Consider the following 22,653-nt stretch of genomic DNA (forward strand, 5'->3'; position numbering starts at 1 on the left):
AGGCATTTTTTGGAATCACGAAAATTCAAAAAAATGGGGGAATTGCGATGAGTAAAAGAAGCGTGTATTCGTTAATGATGGCATCCGTCATGACGGCCGGCCTGCTGGCCGGATGCTCAGGGGGAAATAACACCAAGGATACAGCCGAAGCCAGCAGTAAGCCGGCCGAGACTGCCGCTGCTACGAACCAAGCCGAAGGAGCCTATCCTGATTATTCCAAGGGCTTCGAGAAAAAAGTCTCGCTCGACATTCCGGTCTATGAGCGTGCCTATGAAGGCTGGAACGTGTCCGATAACTATTATACCCGCTGGGTGCAGGCGGAGTTCGGCGACAAATATAATATAGAAGTTAACTATGTGCCGATTACCCGCTCCAAGGAAGTAACGGATTTCGAACAGCTGCTGGCTTCGCACAAGGCTCCGGATATTATTTTCCACTATGATATGCCGCAAGCGCTTACTTATTATGGTGAGGATGTGATGCAGCCGCTCGACTATGCAGAGATTCAGAATTATGCGCCGACCTACTGGAAAAGTATGGGTGAGACGATTGAACAGTATGGTACCGTGGATGATCAGAAGACCTTCTTCTTCGCTGCGCGTCCTGAAGCCGACAACTTCGTCAACATTATCCGCAAGGACTGGGTGGAAAAGGTAGGCATGAAGGTTGAGGATCTGACCTCGCTGGAGAAGTATAACGAAATGCTGGCCAAATGGAAGGAAGCCGGACTCGGCGTAAGCGGCGGCAATCTGCTGCAGAACTTCTTCAACTTCAACTATCCGTTCCGTAAATGGCCGGTGGATGCGAAATATCGTGCGCTGTATTCCGATCTCAGCGTGGCCGATCTGACTACGGAGGAGACTGAGGCTTACCTGCGTAACCTCAATTATCAGTATAACAACGGCCTGATCGATAAGGAATTCTATCTGCGCAACGATGAACCGAAGATTAAGGCTGAATTCGTGGCAGGCAAAACCGGCAACTTCGGCTTCTATCTGGCGAACAACACCGATGTCTTTGCGGCTACGCTGCAGAATAATCCGGATGCTGAATTTGCCGTAGTGCCTCCGTATGCGGGAGTTCCGGAAGGCAACAAGCCTCAGGGACGCGCTTACTGGCCGTTCGGCTTCATTATGGGAATTAACTATGAATCCACGCCGGAAGAACGCGCAGCCGTGTGGATGTATCTGGAATGGCTCAGCCAGCCGGAGAACCTGTTCAAGTTCCAGAACGGGATCGAAGGGGAGAACTATACGCTTGACGCAGACGGCATTGCGCTGAAGAACCCGGATTATAAGGGCGAAGCGGTGCTGGCACAGAACAATAACAAGGACTATTGGGGTCTGGTGACGGAAATTGCCCAGTACCCGGATGAAGCCAAGACCCGCAAGGCCAACCTGCGCAACTGGGCACCGGCCGGTTATGAGCCGCTGGCGGATGATCTGGTGAAGTATTATGACGAGGTTGCCGAATTCCGTACACCGGATGCCCTGTTCAATGTAGTGCTGGAGAAGGTGAACGAATACAAGGCGGATCTGAATACGCTGTTCCAGGAGCTGTACGTGAAGGTGGTGCTCGCTCCGGAGGCAGAATTCGATGCTACGTATGAAGCCGCCAAGAAGACGTATCTGGAGGCAGGCTACCAGGAGATTCTCGATGAGAAGCAGGCGGCAATTGATGCAGGCAAGTTCCGTTAATTCGATGTAAGCCTGGCTTAGTATAGCAAAAGAATTACCCGGCAGTATCCTCACCCGGCAGGCCGATCCGTAGCATTACGGAGGCTTGCCGGGTGATTGCTGTGTTCCCCGCCGCTACTCGCGGCTGTTCAGGAAGACATCCTCCGTCACCTGCACCAGGCAGCGCGCTGCCGTACTGAGTCCGCCGCTGCTCTGGTAGATGAGGCAAGTGGTCCGCTGCGTCTGCTCCAGCTCCTTGATGTGCAGGGATACCAGCCCCCCGCCGTTCAGCAGCTCCGGGCGCAGATACGAATTCGGCAGCAGGGCCGCAGCTTTGATGGTGGGCAGCAGACGGACGATGGCCTCGAAGGAATCGATCTCCATCCGTACATCGGGATCAACCCCGCAGCGCTGGAACAGATCGTCTGTCGTCCGGCGGTACCAGGTTCCCTTGGAGAAAAGAATCATCGGCAGCCGGGAGAGATGCTCCATGGTGAGCCGCGTCGTCAGGGTCAGCGGATGCTGCTCGGAGACGACCAGCCGGAGCTGGTCCTCGAACAGCGGGATGCAGCGCAGCCCCGGCTCCCGGACCTGGGAGGCGATAATGGCGACATCGCATTTGCCTTCGCTGACAGCGGTAACCATCTCATGGGTCTTCCCGGTGATGAGCTTCAGCTCGGCTGCCGGATATTTCTCGGTGTACGCTTTTACGAGAGGAGGCAGGGTGGTCTGCAATGTGGTCAGGCTGGCGCCTAGGGTTACGAGCTGCGGCTCGCCCTCCTTGAACTTCGATAACGCTTCCAGGAACTTGGAACGCTGCTGCCGCTGCTCCAGCGCATAGGTGTAGGTAAGCCGGCCAACCTCTGTAAGCTCCAGGCGCTTGCCGAAGCGGTTGAACAGGGCGACGCCGAGCCGCTCCTCCAGCTTGGAGATTTTGCGGGAGAGGGCAGGTTGGGACAAGTTGAGCTGGCGCGAGGCCCGGTTCAGGCTGGAGTGCTCCACCACCGCAGCAAACGCATCTAAATCATCATACATTTCAAAGTGCTCCTCTCTCCCAAATTCCCATCCAACTGTGATAAAAAGTATAGCCGATGATCCAAGGTTCTCCTGATGAGCAGGAAGGCAACCCTAAATTGTAAGTTATTAATGAAGCTAAATGAGAATTATTATCATATTAAAAATATTCTTATGCAATTATTGTATAACGATTAATAATTAGATTGCAATTCCCTTATAAGCAAAAAAAGAGTAACATGAAAAGTGACACAAGATATTCACATATTGTGAATTATTCAGCAAAGTCCGGGAAAACAATGGATAGTGGTGAAAACAGACTATTAGCCGGTAAATCAAGCCTGCCGCTGCCCTGTTTCAACTGTACTCCCGGCGGTGTATGCTCTTTAAAAAGACTTGTGAAAACGCTGTTTTATATGGAAAGGGGACACTTTGCATGAGAGGATTTTATTCCAGAAAGATTCATTCCTTGCTCGGCGTTATCCCGCTCGGGGCATTCTTCCTTGAGCACATGCTGACGAACTTCGCAGCAGTAGAGGGTGGCGCTTCTGGTTTCACAGACAGTGTGCTGTGGCTGAACAGCCTGCCGCTCGTCTTCTTCCTGGAATTGTTCGGCATCTGGCTGCCGCTGCTGTACCATGGAGTCTACGGCCTGTACATCGCGTACCAGTCCAAGCCGAACCTGAACCGCTACAATCTTGAGCGCAACTGGCGTTATACGCTGCAGCGGATCAGCGGAGTCGTCACCTTCATCTTCATTGTCTGGCATCTGTGGGACACCCGCGTCCAGGTAGCGCTCGGCAAGGTGGAGCATGATCAGCTTGGCGGAGTGATGCATAACATTGTGACCCAGCCGCTGCTGATGACTCTCTATATTGTCGGAATCGTGGCTGCCTGCTTCCACTTCTCCAACGGTCTATGGTCGTTCCTGATCAGCTGGGGAATCACGGTGGGTCCGCGTTCGCAGAGAGTATCGTCCGTACTTTGCCTAGGTATTTTTGTTATCGTTACTTTCATGTTCGTCCTGTCGCTGGTTACCTTCCGTAACGATGAATTCCAAACTGCCGCTACGGCGATGCAGTCAGTGCGCAGTTTTATTTAAGAATATAGAGGTGCGTGGAAGCGGTTAACTTTTGCTGCTGACACGCTCACAAAACTTTTAGGAGGGGAACAATCATGGCATCAGCCGATATCATCATCGTGGGCGGCGGTCTGGCCGGCCTGATGGCTACCATTAAGGCCGCTGAATCCGGCGCGCATGTACATCTATTCTCACTGGTCCCTGTCAAAAGATCACATTCCGTCTGCGCGCAAGGCGGCATCAATGGCGCCGTGAATACCAAGGGCGAGGGCGACTCGCCCTGGGAGCATTTCGACGATACCGTCTATGGCGGAGACTTCCTGGCCAACCAGCCTCCGGTGAAGGCCATGTGCGAAGCGGCACCCGGCATTATTCACCTGATGGACCGGATGGGCGTAATGTTCAACCGTACGCCGGAGGGGCTGCTTGACTTCCGCCGGTTCGGCGGAACCAAGCGCCACCGTACAGCCTTCGCGGGTGCGACTACCGGTCAGCAGCTGCTCTATGCACTGGATGAGCAGGTGCGCCGCTGGGAGGCGGAAGGCCTGGTTACCAAGAGCGAGAACTGGGAATTCCTCTCGGTGATTCTTGATGACGAGCGGGTCTGCCGCGGCATCAGCGCCCAGAATCTCAAGACGATGGAGATTCAGACCTTCCCGGCGGACGCGGTCATTCTGGCCAGCGGGGGTCCGGGGATTATTTTCGGCAAAACCACGAATTCGGTCATCAACACAGGAACCGCAGCAAGCGCCGTGTATCAACAGGGTGTGCATTATGCGAACGGGGAATTCATTCAGATTCACCCGACGGCGATTCCCGGCGATGACAAGCTGCGGCTGATGTCGGAATCGGCGCGCGGTGAAGGCGGGCGGATCTGGACCTATAAGGACGGTAAGCCGTGGTACTTCCTTGAAGAGAAATATCCTTCGTACGGTAACCTGGTGCCGCGCGATATTGCTACCCGTGAGATTTTCAATGTGTGTGTGGATCAGGGGCTGGGCATTAACGGCGAGAACATGGTCTACCTGGATCTGTCGCATAAGGACCCGAAGGAGCTTGACGTTAAGCTGGGCGGCATTATTGAGATCTACGAGAAGTTCATGGGGGATGATCCCCGCAAGATTCCGATGAAAATCTTCCCGGCTGTGCATTATTCGATGGGCGGCATGTGGGTCGACTATAATCAAATGACGAATATTCCCGGCTTGTTCGCGGCAGGGGAATGTGAATATCAATACCACGGGGCCAACCGTCTGGGAGCGAATTCCCTGGTCTCTGCCATTTATGGCGGGATGGTCTCCGGTCCGAAGGCTGTGGAATACATCAAGGGCCTTAAGAAATCGGTGCAGGATATCTCCTCCACGGTGTTCGACAGCTTCCACAAGACGCAGACCGATAAATATGAGTCGCTGCTGGGGATGACTGGCACAGAGAATGCTTACGTGATCCATAAGGAGCTTGGCGAATGGATGACGGCGAACATGACCGTGGTGCGTGAGAACAAGAAGCTGGAAGCGACGATCGGCAAAATCAAAGAGCTGAAGGAACGCTACAAAAATATCAATATGAGCGACACTTCGCGCTGGAGCAACCAGGGCGTGGCCTTCACCCGCCAGCTGTGGAACATGCTGGAGCTGTCGGAGGCGATGACGCTTGGAGCCCTCCTGCGTAATGAGAGCCGGGGCGCACATTACAAGCCGGAGTTCCCGACACGTAATGATGAGGAATTCCTCAAGACCACCAAAGCGGCCTGGACGGCTGACGGCCCGCAGATCTCCTACGAGGAAGTCGATGTATCACTGATTCCTCCGCGCGTGCGGGATTACTCGAAGGACTGACCGGTTAGACTAACCAAATTTTCTAGGAGGTAACTGACATGGCGGAAACAGCAGCAGCTCCCAAAAATGTGAAATTTATTATTACCCGCCAGGATGAACCGGAGACCAGCCCCTATACGGAGGAGTTCGAGCTTGCCTACCGCCCGGGGATGAACGTGATCAGCGCACTGATGGAGATTCAGCGTAATCCGGTGAACGCAAAAGGCGATAATACAGTTCCTGTATGCTGGGAATCCAACTGTCTGGAAGAGGTCTGCGGTGCTTGTTCCATGGTGATCAACGGCAAGCCCCGTCAGGCCTGCGCAGCGCTGATCGACAATCTGGAGCAGCCGGTGCGCATTGAGCCGATGAAGACCTTCCCGGTCGTCCGCGACCTAGTGATTGACCGCAGCCGGATGTTCAATGCCCTGAAGCGGGTCAAGGCCTGGATTCCGATTGACGGCACGTATGATCTTGGTCCGGGACCGCGTATGCCGGAGAAGAAACGCCAGTGGGCGTATGAGCTGTCTAAATGCATGACTTGCGGCGTCTGTCTGGAGGCTTGCCCGAATGTCAATGAGAAGACTGACTTCATCGGGCCGGCAGCCATCTCCCAGGTGCGCCTGTTCAACGCTCACCCTACAGGAGAGATGAATGCTGAAGAGCGCCTGGATGCGCTCATGGATGACGGCGGCATCGACGGCTGCGGTAACTCGCAGAACTGTGTGCGGGCCTGCCCGAAGGGAATTCCGCTGACGACCTCCATTGCCGAGATCAACAAGCAGACAACGAAGCATATGTTCAAGCGCTGGCTGGGTGTCTGACAGCATCTTAGACCATTCGTCTATAAGCAGAATCGTAGCAGGCCATTCAGGTGTCATTCCTGAGTGGCCTGTTTGGCTGCGCCTGGCATAGTAACAGGTACGGATGTTTCTGGTCGGCTGGAAAAAGGGTACATGTGTAGACAGCCTGTAATGAAGAGCCTGTAGCTGCATAGAATAGCCATACGTGTGCAGGTTCCAATAAATATAGGTGAATATGTTATAATCTACATAGCCAAGTGGAAACGGCTTTGCCGTCCTTTTAAGGACGGTATCGTTTCAGCGAGAAATAGAAGGATAATTTATAGCGTAAAACCTATAAATTCTTATATTTTGGAGATTGCCGCCTGACAGCGGATAACGGGGAGGAATGACTGTGATTTGCCGTGAACAGGATGGAACGCTTGTAATGACGAAGCAGCATGAGCACGGGCTGCTGGCTGGAGAATTTGCTAAGTGGTTCAAGGAAGAGCATACGCCCGCGGAAGGCCGCCGGGCTGAGGTACTGTGGGCAGTAAGCAACCATGACCGGGGTTGGATTGATCTGGATGAGACACCGTTCTGGAATGATGCGGAGGGGCTGCCTTACAGCTTCCTCGATTTCCCGGTTGTGCCGAAGCTGACCTTTTATAGACGGGGAATCGATGAGGTGGAAGCGAAGACGCCATACGGGGCGCTGCTGTGCAGCTCGCATTTTGAACGGCTGATTGAGGTGTCGGGTGAGGAGTGCCCGGAGCTGACGCAATATCTGGAGGGTGAAGCGGACCGCCGCGCCCGTATCCACCGGGAGCTGGAGCAGAGCAAGCCGCTTGAAGAAGGCGAGCTGTATTATGACACCAGACTGCTGCAATTCTGCGATGATCTGTCGCTGTTTCTGGCGCTTAGTAGGCCGGGCAGCGCCGAATCCGAGAAGCACCCCTGGTTCGTAGACGGCTTCTCCGGCAGCGAGGAATTCAGCTTCACCTCCGGCCGTGCCATTGAGGCGGAGTGGCAGGACAGTGCGACGCTGACCCTAACTCCGTTCCCGTTCACACAGGAGGTTGAAGTAAGCTTCAAGCAGCGGCGGGTCAGCCGGGCGGACATTAAGGATAAGGGAATTGCCCGCGCCTACCGCGAAGCTCCTGAGGAAGAATGCCGGATCAGGGTCATTAGCGGACCAGAGGAGGACTCGCGGGCTAAGACCGGAGCCGGTCAGCACACTAAGGGGTAGTATAAGTCCGGGCAAGCCGCTGCTTTGCGGGTGCCGGCAGGACCGGATGAGGACCTTCCCGGCGGGAAGCCGGGAGCTTAGAACAGGAGCGTAAAAGCCATGGCATGGTGGATCTGGGCTTTTAATATCATTGTCATTGTATTCCTGGTAGTGAGGTTTGCCCGGTTGAAGCTGAACTGGATGGGCAGAGGCGTGCTGCTCGCTCCTATTCTGATCTATGCGCTGATCTCGGTGGAGGATCTGCTGAACCTGATCGATCTGGGGACGATTGTGCCCGGCAATCGGGGACTGCGCGGACTGATTCTGTTTTTTGTCCTGGCTTCAGTCCTGTTTTATATTCTGTTTATTTTCCATGAAATCAGGGATTCCAACAGCAAGGAAGTCAGAATGCAGCAGACGCTGGTCCGGATCAGCATCGCTGCGTTCACCTGCATTCTTTTTTTTACAGTCGTATATACATCGATATATAAGCTGTTTGGACAGTCCTCGTTCCAGGGAGAAGGCTTGGGCCAGGATCTGCTTAGCCAGTTGATTACATTCCTCTATTTCAGCGTGGCTACTTTTACGACAGTCGGTTACGGGGATATAGCTCCCATAGATAATACCTCAAGGCTGGTTGTAGTTATGCAGATCTGCTTCAGCTTCATTACGGTCGCCTATGCACTGTCCATGCTGGGCTTGTTCCGCAAGATTCTTGGGGGGGATACCACGGAGGAAGAGATTGAGGCGGCCATTGAAGTAGATATTGATGATAAGGTGGATGAAGCCGTAGAGGATAAGGAAGAGGAGCTGGAGGAGCAGGGAACTCAGGATTTCAGGCAGAAATAATAAGCAATATGAACCCAATAAATTTCATGATGGAAAGGAGAATCTCCCTATGAGCAAAAAGCCGTTCGGGCGCTCTCCCGGGCGTACAGTTCCCGCTGCGCCAGACGGCGCAGGAACGGGCCCCCCGCTGCCGGAAGGCCGAAGCGGCCGCAAGATGACCCGCCGCCAGTTCCTGGCCCGGGGGGCAGGAGCGGTGGTAGGGGCGGGTCTCCTCGCCGGCGGCTATGCCTGGCAAGGGGAGCCGAACTGGTTAGAGGTGACCCGCCGGGAGCTGCCGCTTGCGGAGCTGCCGTCCGCGTTCGCCGGGACCCGGCTGGTCCATTTCAGCGATGTGCATCTGGGCTTCAACAAGGATGCGAAGGATCTGGCCCGGCTGACGAAGCATATCAGGGAAGAGCAGCCGGATCTGATCTGCTTCACCGGGGATATCGTAGACAGCTATGCCGAGGATCTGACCGACTCAGTCCCCCTGCTGGCAGAGCTACAGGCTCCGCTTGGGAAGTATGCCATCCTCGGGAATCATGATTACAAGAATACGGAGCTGCTGACCCGTCTGCTGACGGAGGCCGGATTCCGCGTCCTGCGGAACGAGTCCTATCTGATCAAGCAAGGCGGAGCGACGATTGCTGTAGCAGGACTGGATGATATGCTGCACGGCAAGCCGGACCCGGAGGCAGCTGTGCGGGATATTCCGGACGGCATCTTCACGGTACTGCTGATGCATGAGCCGGATTACGCCGAGGTGGCGGAAGCGTACCCGTTTCACCTTCAGCTCTCGGGGCATAGCCACGGCGGTCAGATTCGCCTGCCGCTGGTCGGCGCGCCGTTCACGCCCTACGGATCTCAGAAATACATAGACGGCTTGTATTATACAGAGAATAAGGCCATGCCAGTGTATGTGAACAGGGGGTTCGGCGAGACATTGATGCCGTTGCGCTTCCTGTGCCGCCCGGAGCTTACTGTGCTGACTCTGCGCCGGGGGTAGCCGGACTGCAAGAGAGGGACGCCATAGGCGGGGGAAGAAGAGGGAGAAGTTCATGAGCACTTATGAGATGATCATGGGGATGTCACTGCAAGGCTCTAGGGTAGAACTGAAGAATATGGCGTCCGGCGACGGAGCGCTGCTGAAGTCGCTGCTTTCCCACCCGGAGGTACAGCCGCATATTCAGCTGCGCCATGCATCCACTTCCCGGCAGGGTGTGCTGGATAAGCTGGTGAGCCGGATGCTGCACGGCTATGATCCCGGCGCGCTGCATGCAGGAATCTATATCTTAGGCCAGCCGGAGCTGATCGGTTCAGTCTCCCTGCAGAACTGGAACCGGCAGGAGGGCCAGGCGGTGCTGGGCTATATGCTGAATCCGTTATGGTGGGGGCGCGGGTATGCGACCGAGGCACTGGGATTGCTGCTGGCCTACGGTTTCAGGGAACTTGGCCTGAGGAAGGTCGAGGGGCGCTGCCGGGGGGATAATTACCGGTCCGCTCAGGTCATGCTGAGGAACGGCCTGACCCTGGAGCGGACCCTGCCGATGGCGGACGGCTCGGGCGACGTAATGAAAGTCTTCACATTGTTACACAATTGAAATAATGCCGTTATCAAACTCTAACAGTCAGCGGTTAAACTAAGTACATGACCCCCTTTTGAAAATATAACTGCTGTTGGGACCCGATGATTCGGGTCCATTTTTTTTGGGCGTGTGCTGACATGGACTCCCGATGAGAGGGATAAATCCCTTTGGATTGGCCGGAAGACGGCCGGATGGTGAAATGAAAAGGATAAATCCCTTTGGATCGGCCAGAAGACGGCCGGATGAGGAAATGAAAGGGATAAATCCCTTTGAATTGGCCGGAAAGTGGGCTGGATGAGGAAATGAAAGGGATAAATCCCTTTGATTCAGCTGGAAGTTGGCTAAGTGGCCGAATGAGGAGCATTAGTACACCTGAATTCGTAAATAGTTGGCTAAGTGGCCGAATGAGGAGCATAAGTGCACCTGAATTCGTAAATAGTTGGCTAAGTGGCCGAATGAGGAGCATTAGTGCACCTGAATTCGTAGCGACCATACTTGTGGCATCAAACATTGTTGTACTGGCAGTCTCCAAGGGGATTGAGCTATGATAGTGTAAATGGTACATGGATAAGACAAGTATAGATGGGGGAGGAAATGAACTTTTGAATGATGTGATTAGATTACTTATGAACCACCGTTCATTCCGAAACTATAGCGGGCAGGCGGTGGAGCCTTGGAAGCTGAAGACGATTATTGAGGCAGCCCAGGCGGCACCGTCGTGGGTGAATGGCCAGCAAGTATCGATAATTGCGGTACGCAGCGAGGAACGCAGGCAGCAGCTATCGGCGCTGAGCGGGAACCAGAAGCATGTGGCGGAAGCACCGGTATTCCTGGTGTTCTGCATGGACTTTCACCGGGCCAAGCTTGCGGCAGAGCTGGAAGGCCAGTCGTTTGAAACGGCTGCGGATATAGACGCGCTGCTCGTTGGGGCTACGGATGTCGGCATTGCACTATCGAACGCAGTAGCTGCTGCCGAGTCGCTGGGGCTGGGGATTATCCCGATTGGGGGTGTGCGCCGCAACACAGCAGGGGTGATTGAACTGCTGCAGTTGCCAGCGTATGTATTCCCCGTGGTCGGTCTCTGCATTGGCTATCCGGCGGGAGAACAGCCGAAGAGTTCACGCCTGCCTATAGCGGCTGTATATCATGAAGAAGTCTATAACCCGGATCAGCAACACTTGATCGAAGAATATAATGAGACGCACCGGGGGCTGCTCAAGTCCCAGGGGCTGACGGAGCGAAGCTGGACCAGCATGATTGCCCGCTTCTACGCTCTGAATCCGCAGTATGGGGACTCGCAGCGTACGCTGAAGCAGCAGGGCTTCACCTGTGAGAATCTGAATAAGGAATAAGCACAGTATAGCTGTACAGCGCAAAAAAGCACCGCAGCAGCAGGCAGCGTGACGGGGAGTGTCCCGTTACGCTGCCTGTTTGCGCGGTGCTGGTTGTATGAGGAGGAGCTCTAACGGTAGCGCTTCAAGCCAATAAAAAACCTCGTCTTGCCAGATTTCTTGCAAAGCGAGGTTTTTGCATTACACTGCCTATAACGCAACCTTAACCTTCTCGCGCCGCTTGTAATAGACCCAGTATTCGAATCCAATCTCCTTCAGCCGCGCAGCCACCTGATTGCGCTGGTCGGCAACGCGGGCAGGGAGATGGGCATCGGAGCCGAAGCTGACCTCCACGCCGAAATGCAGGGCCCGCTCCAGAATCTCATCGGAAGGGTACCAGCCGCCGCACAGCTTGGTGCCGCCGGAGGTGTTGATCTCGATGGCCGGGCCGCATTCGCCTATTACGCGCAAGGCTTCGTCAATCTCCTTGGGGGCAGCGATCTCGGAGAACGGCGGATAGTTCCCCTTCATGGCATCGATATGGCCGAGAATCTGGAAGATGCCGCTGCGTGCGGATTCGGCAATCAGCCGGTAGTACTTACTTTTGGAGGCAAGCCTCTGCGCGGGGTCAAGTCCCTTCCAACGGCCCTGGTTGAAGATACTGATCTCCTCCACATGATGCACGGAGCCGATCACATAATCGAACGGGTATGCGGCGTAGGTCTTGCGGTACAGCTCCGCATGCTCCGGGAAGAAGTCGGATTCCATGCCGAGCAGGACATCAATGCGGCCTTCGTATTCTTTTTGCAGCGACAATACTTCCTCTACATAGTGGACCAGCTCGGACTTGGCCATGGCAATGCGCGGAAAAGCCTGCTCGGACGGGCTTCCGAAGTAAGGTGAATGATCGGAAATACCGATGACATCCAGCCCCGCCGCTATTGCGGCTTCAATATAATCCCGGATCGTGCCGTCAGCATGGCCGCAGCGGAAATGATGGGTATGCAGGTCGAACTTCATAATGGGAACATCTCCTTAGGCCAATATGGCGAAATAGGGTGCAGGTTACTCTGAGCCGATGAACTGGGTCTCGGGCATTCCCTTAAGGTCGCTCAGGAACTGTCTCATCGCAGAGTTGACATACTTGCCGGATTTGGTAATAACACCTACAGGATGGGTAACCTCAAGCTCGATGATCGGGACGATCCGCAGAGTGCCGCTTCTGACCTCGGCAGTGACAGACTGCTTGGAGATGACCGCCGCTCCCAGATCAAGCTCGACCATCCGCTTCACTTCCTCACTGCTGGTCAGCTCCATAATTACCAGCGGCTGAATACCGTGCCTCGCCAGCACCTCATCGACAAATTTCCGGCCGACCGTATCCGGTGAGAGCAGGATGAGCGGGATGGTGCCCAGTGCCTCGATCCCGGCTGTTTTGACCTGGGCCAGCGGATGTCGGGGCGAAACAACCAGTTCAAAAGTATCATAATACAGGACCGAGGTCGTCATCCCCGGATTGCGGCCGATCAGATAGCCGATGCCGACATCCACAATCCCGTTCTCGACTTGCTGGTAGATCTGGGAGGAGGACATCGATGAGATCGAGGTTTTGATATGAGGGAACTGATCCTGGAAGTAGGAGAGCACCCGGGGGAGAATCTGGATGGCGATGGAGGTGGTCGTACCGAGAATAATATGCCCTTGGGGATTCTCTTCGAGATCGGCAAGGCGCTGCTTAAGCTCATCTACGATTCCGACAATCTGTTCCGCGTGGGCGAGGAAGACCTTGCCCCTGTCCGTCAGCGTCACCGGCTGGTTCCGGTCAACAAGCTGGGTCTTGAACTCTTCCTCCAGGCTTTTGATCTGGGCCGAGACCGCCGGCTGTGTCAGGTTGAGCAGCTCACCCGCCTTGCGGAAGCTCATGGTTTTGGAGATGGTGATCAATGTTTCGAGCTGGCTGATATTCATGGACTGTCCCCCTTATGGCTACCGGATGGTGCCGCCGTATATTTGTACAAACAGGGAAAGCCGCAGCTTTCCGGAGGGCATATGCGCACATGCCGGCTTCCAGAATTAGAGTCTGTAAGCCGCGGATTCTGACAAAGTAGATAGGTACAAGGGTCGCTGTGAGTGCTGCACTCGGAGGGTATGACGCCGCAGATCTTACGTTTATTGATTAAATTATAGGAGATTCCTCCCGGGAGGGCAATGTTGCGCTCCAAACTATCTTCAGAAATCATTCGACAAGACCATTAATTTTTGGTGAATAATGCCGATATATGAAGTATAATAAATTTTATTGCTTAGGACTTTTGGTATATGACTAAAGACTGGTCGAGGGGGACAGCACTTTCATGAAAGCAGAAGTAATCAATCCGTTTTTAGAGTCTGCGCGCATTGTAATTGAACAGGTGATCCAAGTCTCGCCGTCCACCGGTATGCTGGGGATTAAGGATATTGAACTGATCGATAATCATATATGGATTCAAGTGGGAATGACAGGTCAGCTCAGCGGGAATATTATCTTCGGGATTGCCGAACCGGTAGCACTTAAGATGGTGTCGGTCATGATGGGCGGTTATGTGATAACAGAGATGGATGAGATGGGCCAGAGCGCCATTTCCGAGCTGGGCAATATGATCAGCGGCAATGCCAGTACTATTCTCTCCAATCAAGGGGTGTCGGTAGACATTACCCCGCCGAAGCTGATGAAGTCCGAGAGCATGTCTGTTCTGCCGCGCAAAGCGCTGAGTATTCCTCTTGTGATGGAAGGGATCGGCGAGCTTGATATTCAGGTTATGATCTCTTAGGCGGATAATCGGGAGTTGAATCTATTCCATGGCATTACAAGGCAAAATTGTGGTAATTACAGGCGCTTCCAGCGGGATTGGCGCGCTTACGGCGCAGATGCTTAGCGGGCACGGTGCGGTTCCTGTTCTGTTAGCCCGGTCCAAGGACAAGCTGCAGGCTGTTGCGGCGGGCATTCAGGGGGAGCATGGGCTGTTCGTCTGTGATGTGGCCGATGAAACGGCAGTTAAGCATACTTTTGCGGAGATCCTGGAGCAATACGGCAGAATTGATATTCTGCTCAATAATGCCGGTTACGGCAAGTTTGCGGCTTTTACAGAGATGGAGTCTGAAGAGTTCGCTGACATGATGGATGTCAATTATATGGGAATTGTACGCTGCACCAAGGCTGTCGTTCCTCATATGCTTACACGCGGCAGCGGTCAGATCGTGAATGTGGCTTCCATGGCCGGCAAAATCGGAACCGCACGCTCAGTGTCCTACACGGCCACCAAACATGCTGTTCTCGGCTTCACCAATGCGCTCCGCCAGGAGCTGCGTAAGAGCGGTATTATTGTCTCGGCTGTGAACCCCGGACCAATCGCCACCGAATTCTTCAAGACCGCCGACCCTTCAGGCAATTATGAACGAAGCGTAAGCCGGATCATGATGACGCCGCAGCATGTGTCCGCGAAGATCGTCAAGCTGATGGACAAGGGCAAAGAGGAAGTGGATCTGCCCGGTCTGGCAGGCTTCGGCATCCGGCTCTATGGCCTGTTCCCGCGGCTGGCAGACAAGCTGACCTATAACCTGATGAACAGAAAATGACCAGATAAGTATAGATCATAATTACCGTCTGTGGCGTGAACGGCTTGTCCCCCTTTGGTATACAGGTTGGTATGACCGTGTTAAATACGGCCCCAACTTAGATTTTATGGCCTTCCATTTGGTGGAGAGGCCTTTTTGGCATATAATGAACATATTATCTTAAGTGAAAAGGATGAAACCCTATTATGAATAAAGCTTCTTTTGCGGCTATCGGCATCCAGGAAGACCTTGCTGCCCGATTGTCTGAGTTCGGCATTACTGAACCATCCCCTGTACAGGAGCAGACGATTCCGCTTCTGCTGGAAGGAAGAGATGTTCTGGCCGCATCCCAGACAGGAACAGGCAAGACACTGGCTTATCTGTTGCCGCTGCTGCAAGGGATTAACCCGGACTCGAAATCGTTGCAAAAGCTGGTGCTGGCCCCAACCCAGGAGCTGGCGATGCAAATTCTCCGTGAAGCGGAGCGCTACGGGGCACACCGGGGCATCCGGGCCATGGGGCTGATTGGCGGAGCGGCGATCAAGCGCCAGATTGACAAGCTGCGTGAGCATCCGCATCTGGTGGTAGGCACCCCGGGACGCATACGTGAGCTGATCGGGCTGCGCAAGCTCAAGATGCACGAGGTGAGCACGATTATTCTCGATGAGGCAGATCAGATGTTCCAGCTTAGCGGTGCGGGCGAAGTGACGAAGATCGTCAGCAGTGCGCTGCGTACGCGGCAGCTGGTCATGCTGTCAGCCACCATTGGACCGGAGACCCGTCTGCTGGCAAACCGGGAAATGAAGAATCCGGCGGAGGTGGGCATTGAACCGGAGATGATGACCGCAGCGAGCCTGGAGCATCACTATGTGGTGTGCGAGGAGCGGAACAAGATCGATATGCTGCGCCGGGTCATCCGCCACTACAAGCCGGACCGGGCCATTGTGTTCGTGAACGCTACGGACGACATCGCTGAAGTGACCGCGAAGCTGAACCATCTGGGGCTTCCGGCTGCTGCGCTCTATGGGGATGCGGACAAGGTGACGCGCGCAAACGTGCTGACCCGCTTCCGGGACGGCAAACTCAAGGTGCTGGTGGCCAGTGACGTAGCAGCGCGGGGCCTGGACATTGAGAATCTGACGCTTGTCGTCAGCTTCGATCCGGCCTTTGACTCCGAGCACTATGTCCACCGTGCCGGACGGACCGGGCGCATGGGTAAACGCGGCTTATCCGTAACGATCGTTACAGAGCAGCAGACGTTCATCATGCGCAAATTCGCCCGCGAGCTGGATATCCAGCTGGACGAGCGGGAGATGGCCTTCGGCAAGGCGCTGGCGGAAGGCGGACGCGCTGAGCTGCGCAGCGGCGGCGCGAAGGAGCGCCGCGAAGGGGCTGAACCGCGCGGCGGAACTGCAGCGCCGCGCACCGGCAAGCCGCAGGTGCGCAGCGAGGCGGCTGGAACAGCAGCCGGAGGGAGCGGCGGCGACGCGCCGGCAGGCCAGCCGGGCGCAGCGGCTGGAGGTAATGGGGTTACGGTGCGGCGCGGGCAGCACCGGCCGGGAGTGAGCGCCGGCACGCGCAGCGCGGCGGGGCCCGGGGGCAAGGCCCGCAGCCAGGCGGAGCGGGAGCAGAACCGCAAGAATAAGGGAGCCCCGAAATGGCTCAAGAACAAAACCCCGAGAGGTGACGGTCAATGAATACAGCTCCCGTATTGGAAATTACGGGCCTCAGCGGAGGCTACAGCCTGAACAAGCCGGTGCTGCATGACATCGGCCTGCAGGTGCAGCCCGGTGAGATGGTTGGGTTAATCGGACTGAACGGTGCAGGCAAGAGCACCACGATGAAGCATATCCTGGGACTGATGTCCCCGCATAAGGGTGAGATTACGGTACAAGGGAAGACGCGCAGCAGCGATCCTGAGAGCTACCACAGTGCGCTGTCCTTCGTGCCGGAATCTCCTCTGCTCTATGAGGAAATGACGGTTCGTGAGCATGTGGAATTCACTGCCAGAGCGTATGGCGTGGAGCGCAGTGATTATGAATCACGCACCAGCCAGCTGGCTGCACTCTTCAATATGGAGGACAAGATGGATACCTTGTCCTCTCATCTGTCCAAGGGCATGAAGCAGAAGGTGATGATTATGTGCGCATTCGTAGCGCGTCCGGCCCTGTATGTCATCGACGAGCCGTTCCTCGGCCTCGACCCGCTGGGTATCCGCTCCCTGCTGGATTTCATGCTGGACCTGAAGAAGTCGGGAGCTTCAATTCTGCTCAGCTCGCATATTCTCTCTACGATTGAGAACTATTGTGACCGGTTCATTGTGCTGCACGGCGGCAAGGTGATTGCGGAGGGGACCCTCGCCGAGATGACCGCGAAGGCCGGGCGGCAGGGCTTGAATTTGGAGCAACTGTTCTACGAACTGGTTCAAGGAGGGAAATGATATGGATTTGAAGGAGCTGCGCCGGCAGCGGCGCAGCCGGTTCACAGGGAGCCTGGTCCCTTATATGGGGTATATCATTCAGAGCGGTGTCGCCATGGTGTTCCTGCTGGTGCTGATCATCTTCTCCGCCTGGTACACAGCGCTGCTGCGCGATATTCCGCCTGGCCTACCGATCCGCTGGATTATGTTCGTCCTGCTGGTGCCTGCAGCGGTACACAGCAGCTTCCGGACGTATCTGCAGACCCCGGATACGATCTTCCTGCTGCCGCAGGGCCACCGGATGAGAGAGTATTTCGCCCCGTCCTGGATCAGCGGCAATGTGTGGAAGATTCTGCGACTGGCCTTTATCCTCATTACATTATGGCCGCTGTACATACGCACCGAGGAGTCACCGCGGGGTCTGCTGGCAACCCTGCTGGTGCTGATTCTGGTCAAGCTGTTATCCAGCTACGGGTTATGGCGGGAGACGGCGATGCTCTCCCGCCCTGCTGCCGCAGGCTATAACCTGTTGCGCTGGGCAGTTGGCGCTCTGATGGCTGGCGCCTGGTTATGGCAGCCGTCCATGCGCGCCATGATCTTCATCCTGATTCTGGCCGCAGCCTATGCGGCCGCGCTGGCCGTTCCCGGCCGGCACGCTGTTCCGTGGGAACGCCTGATCACCATGGAGAAGAACCAGGGGACCCGGGCGCTGATGGTCCTCGGCTGGTTCGTCGATGTGCCGGGACGCGAGCAGCGGGTCTATGCCCGCCGTTATCTGTCGCGTTGGGGCAGCGGCCTGAGCTGGCAGCGGGATTCCGCCTACCGGTTCCTCCTGACCAAAAGCTTCGCCCGGGGTGATGTCTTCGGCATCGTCCTGCGGATGGCTGTGCTGGACCTGTTCCTGGTGTGGATGATGAAGGACAGCTATCTCGGCATCGGCATCTATGTATTCTTCCTCTTCCTGATGGGCATTCAGCTGACGGCGCTGCGCAAGCTGCACAGCGAATCGTTCTGGCTGACCGTCTACCCGCTGCCGGAGGGCAGCAAGGGCAAGGGAACGATCCAGTTTGTATTCCGGGTCCATCTGGTCCTGGCGCTGCTGACCGGATTGCCGCTCCTGCTTCAGGCCGGGCAGCGCCCGCTGGAAGTGCTGGGCACCTTCGCCTGCGGATTCCTGCTGGCGTATCTGTTCAAGGTAAGCTCCACCCGCAAGGAAGCGCGTGTGGATGAAGATGACCTGTAGAACAGATTGCCGCAGCCGACAAGGCGTACCCGCAAGCGGGTATGCTTAACACAAATGGCCTCAGACTCTCGCGGATGCGGAGTCTGAGGCCATTTTCAGAAGATAAGAATGTATAAAAGGGAATTCCCTCTTCATATCAGGTGGAGCAGGGAATGCTATAACACGTGGATCGGAGAGAGCACGCAGCTCCCTCCAGGGGACTCACTCCCTGTTAGACAAAGAGTGAACGGCTGATGATGACCAGCAGGATAAAGAGAACCAGAATCGCTCCAGTGCTTGTGAACCCGCCGCCGTATCCGTATCCGCCTCTAACTTCTTCGCTCATGTTCATTCCCCTTTCGCGTGTGAGTTGTTGTACTTGAGTACATCGTATTGTATGTGCGGAGGGCAGAACGTGTATAGGCCAATGCCGTAGCACCGGGCAAAAAAAATCAGCCCCGGCATTCCGGGACTGATGCAGGTATGCAAAGGCGGATGATCAGGCCTTCTCCAAATCACGGATGCCGGCATAGACCAGATCGAACAGATCTTCCAGCTGATCCTCCTCGATACAGGAGAAAGCAATGCGCAGGTCGCTCTCGCCAAGGGCGATGGTGCCCAGGCCGTAGGTGTGGATCAGGTGAAGCCGCAGATCTTCCGCAGAGACGGTAAAGAGCTTCAGGCACATGAAGTACCCGGAGTTGAACGGATAATACGTCCATACATCATCGCCGTATTTACCGCTGTCCAGCAGCGCCTTCACTTTGTTGGCCCGGCCTTTCATGATCTGGAACTTCTCTTCCTTTTGTGCGGCGAATTCCGGCGCCTTCAGCGCGTCCAGGACAAAGGTCTGCGATGGATGTGCTCCGCTGGAGATGGTGGCGCGGATAATGCCCAGTGTTTTTTGCTCCAGGGCTGCCAGCAGCTCTTTGTTCTCCGAAGCGTAGGTGATGAAGCCGACGCGGAAGCCCCAGACGAATTCTTCTTTGGTGGCTCCGTCAATCTTGACCGCCAGTACGCGCGGGTGCAGATTCGCCAGCTTGCCGAATAGAGATTCTTTGAGTGAATCCTCGAAAAAGAGTCCGAAATAAGCATCATCGCTGACCACTACCACATTAACGCCTTCTTCGGCAGCACGCAGGATAGCGGCAACAATGGCCTCGCCTTCTGCAAGGCCTGGCGTATATCCGGTTGGATTATTCGGGAAATTAAGGAGGACGATGGCTTTGCCGCGGTCCTTCTGGGCCAGCAGGGCATCCAGCAGCCCTTCGCTGTTGAAGCTCATATCCTCCGTGAAGAGCGGGTAATTCACGGTTTCAGTCTGGCGGCGGATGCCGAAGGTCAGCTCGTAGTTCTCCCAGTTTTTGTCCGGATAAATGACGGCATCCCCTTGCTCTGCGAACAGATCGGCAACGATGCTAAGCCCGTGGGTCAGCGCATTCGTGACGACTGGATTACTGAAAGACTTGCCTTCAAGCGACGGATTCTCCCGCAGCATCTTCTCCCGCCATACGGAGCGAAGCTCCGGCTTGCCTGCTGGAGGTGCGTAGCCGTAGAGGTCTTTGGGACTGTAGGCGGAGAGCTTATCCTGGATCACACCAAGGTGCATCGGCAACCCGTTCTCGGTAGCAATCCCGATGGTGGCGTTATACTTTTTAGCATGAGCCGTTGCCTCTGCGGATTGGCTCAGAATCCCTTCTTTGGGGAAATAGATCGCTTTACCGAGACTCGAGAGCATATCGTATACATGTTCATTGCCTGCCTTGATGCTGTCATTCAATTGTCCAGCCAGTGGATTCATCAGTTTCATCCTTCCGGTATTCTTCTGGGATATATACGCTAACATTGCCTAACATTATAACACCGCGGATTGCCGCCGTCACTTAGGAATGCTGCGTTTTCATAAATAGTTTTGGAAACGAAGGGGGCGTCCCGTCCCCATGCGTAGCCCGGAAGATGTACAAATGGGAACCGGACAAGGTATTATGAAAAGTAAGCTTACGCTATATCTATAGGAGGGAATCATATGCTGCATGCATCGCCATCCTCTTTTGTAATCCTCCCGGCTCTGGCGAAGATTGTCTGTGAACCGGGCTGGAAGTGGCAAAAAAGAGAGAAGCCGCTGCAAAATTACGATTTATTCTACGTCTGGAGCGGGGAGGGGACTGTTGTGCGCGGTGGAGTGCCCTATCAGGTAGGGAAGGGAAGCTGCTTCCTGTTCCGCCCGGGGGATTATACCAGCGCCACACATAATCCGCAAAAGCCGCTTGTGCTTACATATATTCACTTCGATGTTACCGAAGAGGTGACCGAGGTGCCTGCGTTCTACCATGAGCTGAGCGAGACGGTGGAATTCGAGCATCTGCTGGCCCGCTATGTCCGGCTGTTCCTGGTGCAGACCTATGCTGCGGAGGAGGAGGGCCGTCTGATTCTGAAGCAGCTCATGATTCATCTGCTGCGGCAGGATCAGGCAAGGCCGGTCGAGCGCCATGTCAGCAACCAGCTGGCGGAGGTGATCCACGAGGTCGCCAACTATGTCAGCCAGCATCCCGGGGCGGCGCACCGGGTAGAGGATCTGGCCGCCCGTGCAGGGCTGTCCCCGCGTTATTTCTCGATCAAGTTCAAGGAGATCACCGGCTCCTCGGTCCAGTCCTATGTGATCCGCGCACGGATCGAACGGGCTCAGCACCTGCTGCTGTATGCGGGCATGAACGTCACGGAGGTGGCGGATGCGCTCGGCTACAGGGACATCTTCTTTTTCAGCCGCCAGTTCAAACAGCATACCGGGAAGAGCCCGTCAGAGATCCGCTGAAGCGGCGGGGTGAGTACCGTACTGAGTGGCAGATGTGTTAAATGTGCTAGATGTGCTATGTGTGCCATGTGCTACGTGTGCTATGTTTGCTATGTGTGCTAGATGTGCCAATGTGCGCTATGGACCGTGAGGACCTTATTTTGCAAAAAGACCACTTATCCCCTCGCTGCGGACTCAGGGGCCGTTATCTGGCTGATTGAGGCCGAAATGGAGGCGTATGGGCTAACTTAAGAGCATCTGAGTCCACTTACCCTGCGTTATCTGGCAAAATAGCTGAAATAGCGGCTTCCCAGTCCGCAAGGCAGGCCTGAAGTTGAAGCGCACACTGCGCTGTGACAGAATAGAAGCAAGAGAAGCCAATCATACACGGGAGAAGGAGAATACTTATGTACGAAATCGTTCTGATACGGCATGGTGAGAGTGAATACAACCGGCAGAATCTGTTTACGGGCTGGAGTGATCCCGATCTGACGGATAAGGGCGTGGAGGAGGCCAAGAAAGCGGGCCGGCTGCTGAAGGAGAACGGATACACCTTCGATCTGGCGTTCGCCTCGGTGCTGAAGCGTTCGATCAAGACGCTGAACTATGTGCTGGATGAGATGGACCTGCTGTGGATTCCTGTGCAGAAGTCGTGGAAGCTCAATGAGCGCCATTACGGTGCACTACAGGGCCTCAGCAAAAGTGAAACGGCCCTTCAATACGGTGAGGAGCAGCTCCATATCTGGCGGCGCAGCCTCTCGGTCCGCCCTCCGATGCTGGAGCCGGATGATCCGCGTTATGCCAGACATGATATCCGCTACAAGGAAGTGCGTCCGGGTGACATCCCGCGCGGCGAGAGCCTGGAGGATACCGTGCACCGGGTTGGAGATTTCTGGACCAACCGGATTGTACCGCTGATCCGCAAGAAGGAGCGGGTTCTGATCTCGGCGCACGGCAACACACTGCGGGCCCTGATCAAGTACATGGAGGATATCGACGAGACCGCACTGCTGGATCTCAATATCCCGACCGGCGTTCCGCTGGTCTACAAGCTCGACGACGATGTGAAGCCAATCAGCCGCTTCTATCTAGGCGAACCGGAAGAGGTGCAGCAGAAGGCCCGCGAGGTGGCGAACCAGAGCAAGGTTACGGAGTAACCGGAGCGGCGCTGCGTTCAGCAGTGCGTGATCTGATTAGAGCGTTATTCACCTGTGCGATATGGACAGCCTACTTCCGGAAATCGGAGCGCGTAAGGTACACCTTTATCCGTTAAAAAGATCCGGC

Annotated in this window: 22 protein-coding genes; 17 read left to right on the forward strand and 5 right to left on the reverse strand. The window is 55.3% G+C overall.

The window, feature by feature from the left end:
• Positions 1–47: 47 nt before the first annotated feature.
• Entirely contained in the window at positions 48–1,697 is a 1,650-nt protein-coding gene (locus NSS64_RS02470; protein ID WP_341139101.1) for an ABC transporter substrate-binding protein, read from the forward strand.
• Positions 1,698–1,811: 114 nt separating this feature from the next.
• On the opposite strand, the gene NSS64_RS02475 is transcribed toward NSS64_RS02470, so the two are convergent.
• Positions 1,812–2,711, reverse strand: coding sequence for a LysR family transcriptional regulator (locus NSS64_RS02475; protein WP_340938347.1), 900 nt, complete (start codon positions 2,709–2,711; stop codon positions 1,812–1,814).
• A gap of 415 nt (positions 2,712–3,126) precedes the next feature.
• Here NSS64_RS02475 and NSS64_RS02480 point away from each other — a divergent pair, with 415 nt between their 5' ends.
• The 8 genes from NSS64_RS02480 (at position 3,127) to NSS64_RS02515 (ending at position 11,364) form a co-directional block, all read left to right on the forward strand.
• A complete protein-coding gene (locus NSS64_RS02480; protein ID WP_076162220.1) occupies positions 3,127–3,792 on the forward strand; it encodes a succinate dehydrogenase cytochrome b558 subunit in 666 nt (221 codons plus the stop codon).
• 74 nt (positions 3,793–3,866) lie between these two features.
• The gene (gene sdhA / locus NSS64_RS02485; protein WP_036701593.1) at positions 3,867–5,609 is read left to right on the forward strand and encodes a succinate dehydrogenase flavoprotein subunit; all 1,743 of its coding nucleotides are present in this window, start codon (positions 3,867–3,869) and stop codon (positions 5,607–5,609) included.
• Between the two features lie 38 nt (positions 5,610–5,647).
• A complete protein-coding gene (gene sdhB / locus NSS64_RS02490; RefSeq protein ID WP_036727090.1) occupies positions 5,648–6,412 on the forward strand; it encodes a succinate dehydrogenase iron-sulfur subunit in 765 nt (254 codons plus the stop codon).
• Between the two features lie 373 nt (positions 6,413–6,785).
• On the forward strand, positions 6,786–7,619 hold the full coding sequence (locus tag NSS64_RS02495) for a DUF3891 family protein (protein ID WP_341139102.1): 834 nt from the start codon (positions 6,786–6,788) through the stop codon (positions 7,617–7,619).
• A 99-nt stretch (positions 7,620–7,718) separates the two neighbouring features.
• Positions 7,719–8,447 (forward strand): ion channel, encoded by a 729-nt coding sequence (locus NSS64_RS02500; protein WP_341139103.1) that lies wholly within the window; start codon positions 7,719–7,721, stop codon positions 8,445–8,447.
• A gap of 49 nt (positions 8,448–8,496) precedes the next feature.
• Positions 8,497–9,432: a metallophosphoesterase gene (locus NSS64_RS02505; RefSeq protein ID WP_341139104.1), complete on the forward strand. Its 936-nt coding sequence runs from the start codon at positions 8,497–8,499 to the stop codon at positions 9,430–9,432.
• 52 nt (positions 9,433–9,484) lie between these two features.
• Entirely contained in the window at positions 9,485–10,027 is a 543-nt protein-coding gene (locus NSS64_RS02510) for a GNAT family N-acetyltransferase (protein ID WP_341139105.1), read from the forward strand.
• 596 nt (positions 10,028–10,623) lie between these two features.
• On the forward strand, positions 10,624–11,364 hold the full coding sequence (locus NSS64_RS02515; protein ID WP_341142748.1) for an NADPH-dependent oxidoreductase: 741 nt from the start codon (positions 10,624–10,626) through the stop codon (positions 11,362–11,364).
• Positions 11,365–11,553: 189 nt separating this feature from the next.
• Here the strand turns inward: NSS64_RS02515 and NSS64_RS02520 are convergent, their stop codons facing one another.
• Both NSS64_RS02520 and NSS64_RS02525 read right to left on the reverse strand, forming a co-directional pair.
• Positions 11,554–12,363: a histidinol-phosphatase gene (locus tag NSS64_RS02520; RefSeq protein WP_340938360.1), complete on the reverse strand. Its 810-nt coding sequence runs from the start codon at positions 12,361–12,363 to the stop codon at positions 11,554–11,556.
• Positions 12,364–12,408: 45 nt separating this feature from the next.
• A complete protein-coding gene (locus NSS64_RS02525; RefSeq protein WP_036701586.1) occupies positions 12,409–13,311 on the reverse strand; it encodes a LysR family transcriptional regulator in 903 nt (300 codons plus the stop codon).
• A gap of 386 nt (positions 13,312–13,697) precedes the next feature.
• Between NSS64_RS02525 and NSS64_RS02530 the strand changes: the two genes are divergently transcribed.
• The 5 genes from NSS64_RS02530 (at position 13,698) to NSS64_RS02550 (ending at position 18,599) form a co-directional block, all read left to right on the forward strand.
• Positions 13,698–14,153, forward strand: a complete 456-nt coding sequence (locus tag NSS64_RS02530; RefSeq protein WP_341139106.1) for a chemotaxis protein CheX — start codon at positions 13,698–13,700, stop codon at positions 14,151–14,153.
• Between the two features lie 28 nt (positions 14,154–14,181).
• The gene (locus tag NSS64_RS02535; RefSeq protein WP_341139107.1) at positions 14,182–14,958 is read left to right on the forward strand and encodes an SDR family NAD(P)-dependent oxidoreductase; all 777 of its coding nucleotides are present in this window, start codon (positions 14,182–14,184) and stop codon (positions 14,956–14,958) included.
• A 185-nt stretch (positions 14,959–15,143) separates the two neighbouring features.
• The gene (locus tag NSS64_RS02540) at positions 15,144–16,634 is read left to right on the forward strand and encodes a DEAD/DEAH box helicase (RefSeq protein ID WP_341139108.1); all 1,491 of its coding nucleotides are present in this window, start codon (positions 15,144–15,146) and stop codon (positions 16,632–16,634) included.
• Entirely contained in the window at positions 16,631–17,377 is a 747-nt protein-coding gene (locus NSS64_RS02545) for an ABC transporter ATP-binding protein (protein ID WP_036701580.1), read from the forward strand. Before NSS64_RS02540 ends, NSS64_RS02545 begins: the two co-directional genes overlap by 4 nt.
• A gap of 1 nt (position 17,378) precedes the next feature.
• On the forward strand, positions 17,379–18,599 hold the full coding sequence (locus tag NSS64_RS02550) for an ABC transporter permease (RefSeq protein WP_341139109.1): 1,221 nt from the start codon (positions 17,379–17,381) through the stop codon (positions 18,597–18,599).
• Between the two features lie 211 nt (positions 18,600–18,810).
• Here the strand turns inward: NSS64_RS02550 and NSS64_RS02555 are convergent, their stop codons facing one another.
• The gene (locus NSS64_RS02555; protein ID WP_209875980.1) at positions 18,811–18,924 is read right to left on the reverse strand and encodes a YjcZ family sporulation protein; all 114 of its coding nucleotides are present in this window, start codon (positions 18,922–18,924) and stop codon (positions 18,811–18,813) included.
• Positions 18,925–19,077: 153 nt separating this feature from the next.
• Positions 19,078–20,379 (reverse strand): aminotransferase class I/II-fold pyridoxal phosphate-dependent enzyme, encoded by a 1,302-nt coding sequence (locus NSS64_RS02560; RefSeq protein WP_340938366.1) that lies wholly within the window; start codon positions 20,377–20,379, stop codon positions 19,078–19,080.
• Between the two features lie 225 nt (positions 20,380–20,604).
• On the opposite strand from NSS64_RS02560, the gene NSS64_RS02565 reads away from it, so the two are divergent.
• From NSS64_RS02565 to NSS64_RS32705, 3 genes are all read left to right on the forward strand, one after another.
• Positions 20,605–21,390 carry a helix-turn-helix domain-containing protein gene (locus tag NSS64_RS02565; RefSeq protein ID WP_076082292.1) on the forward strand — a complete coding sequence of 262 codons (786 nt, stop codon included), beginning with the start codon at positions 20,605–20,607 and terminating at the stop codon, positions 21,388–21,390.
• A 386-nt stretch (positions 21,391–21,776) separates the two neighbouring features.
• Entirely contained in the window at positions 21,777–22,526 is a 750-nt protein-coding gene (gene gpmA, locus NSS64_RS02570; RefSeq protein ID WP_341139110.1) for a 2,3-diphosphoglycerate-dependent phosphoglycerate mutase, read from the forward strand.
• A gap of 23 nt (positions 22,527–22,549) precedes the next feature.
• Positions 22,550–22,642, forward strand: coding sequence for a DUF2569 family protein (locus NSS64_RS32705; protein WP_445667768.1), 93 nt, complete (start codon positions 22,550–22,552; stop codon positions 22,640–22,642).
• Positions 22,643–22,653: the final 11 nt, after the last annotated feature.

Source organism: Paenibacillus sp. FSL H8-0122, from assembly GCF_038005345.1.
GTDB lineage: Bacteria > Bacillota > Bacilli > Paenibacillales > Paenibacillaceae > Paenibacillus_AQ.

What these genes read in the sequence shown, in the direction of transcription:
- NSS64_RS02470 (WP_341139101.1), top strand. Translation starts at nt 48, where the DNA reads ATGAGTAAAAGAAGCGTGTATTCGTTAATGATGGCATCCGTCATGACG.
- NSS64_RS02475 (WP_340938347.1), bottom strand. Translation starts at nt 2,711, where the DNA reads ATGTATGATGATTTAGATGCGTTTGCTGCGGTGGTGGAGCACTCCAGC.
- NSS64_RS02480 (WP_076162220.1), top strand. Translation starts at nt 3,127, where the DNA reads ATGAGAGGATTTTATTCCAGAAAGATTCATTCCTTGCTCGGCGTTATC.
- sdhA (WP_036701593.1), top strand. Translation starts at nt 3,867, where the DNA reads ATGGCATCAGCCGATATCATCATCGTGGGCGGCGGTCTGGCCGGCCTG.
- sdhB (WP_036727090.1), top strand. Translation starts at nt 5,648, where the DNA reads ATGGCGGAAACAGCAGCAGCTCCCAAAAATGTGAAATTTATTATTACC.
- NSS64_RS02500 (WP_341139103.1), top strand. Translation starts at nt 7,719, where the DNA reads ATGGCATGGTGGATCTGGGCTTTTAATATCATTGTCATTGTATTCCTG.
- NSS64_RS02505 (WP_341139104.1), top strand. Translation starts at nt 8,497, where the DNA reads ATGAGCAAAAAGCCGTTCGGGCGCTCTCCCGGGCGTACAGTTCCCGCT.
- NSS64_RS02510 (WP_341139105.1), top strand. Translation starts at nt 9,485, where the DNA reads ATGAGCACTTATGAGATGATCATGGGGATGTCACTGCAAGGCTCTAGG.
- NSS64_RS02520 (WP_340938360.1), bottom strand. Translation starts at nt 12,363, where the DNA reads ATGAAGTTCGACCTGCATACCCATCATTTCCGCTGCGGCCATGCTGAC.
- NSS64_RS02525 (WP_036701586.1), bottom strand. Translation starts at nt 13,311, where the DNA reads ATGAATATCAGCCAGCTCGAAACATTGATCACCATCTCCAAAACCATG.
- NSS64_RS02530 (WP_341139106.1), top strand. Translation starts at nt 13,698, where the DNA reads ATGAAAGCAGAAGTAATCAATCCGTTTTTAGAGTCTGCGCGCATTGTA.
- NSS64_RS02535 (WP_341139107.1), top strand. Translation starts at nt 14,182, where the DNA reads ATGGCATTACAAGGCAAAATTGTGGTAATTACAGGCGCTTCCAGCGGG.
- NSS64_RS02540 (WP_341139108.1), top strand. Translation starts at nt 15,144, where the DNA reads ATGAATAAAGCTTCTTTTGCGGCTATCGGCATCCAGGAAGACCTTGCT.
- NSS64_RS02545 (WP_036701580.1), top strand. Translation starts at nt 16,631, where the DNA reads ATGAATACAGCTCCCGTATTGGAAATTACGGGCCTCAGCGGAGGCTAC.
- NSS64_RS02550 (WP_341139109.1), top strand. Translation starts at nt 17,379, where the DNA reads ATGGATTTGAAGGAGCTGCGCCGGCAGCGGCGCAGCCGGTTCACAGGG.
- NSS64_RS02555 (WP_209875980.1), bottom strand. Translation starts at nt 18,924, where the DNA reads ATGAGCGAAGAAGTTAGAGGCGGATACGGATACGGCGGCGGGTTCACA.
- NSS64_RS02560 (WP_340938366.1), bottom strand. Translation starts at nt 20,379, where the DNA reads ATGAATCCACTGGCTGGACAATTGAATGACAGCATCAAGGCAGGCAAT.
- NSS64_RS02565 (WP_076082292.1), top strand. Translation starts at nt 20,605, where the DNA reads ATGCTGCATGCATCGCCATCCTCTTTTGTAATCCTCCCGGCTCTGGCG.
- gpmA (WP_341139110.1), top strand. Translation starts at nt 21,777, where the DNA reads ATGTACGAAATCGTTCTGATACGGCATGGTGAGAGTGAATACAACCGG.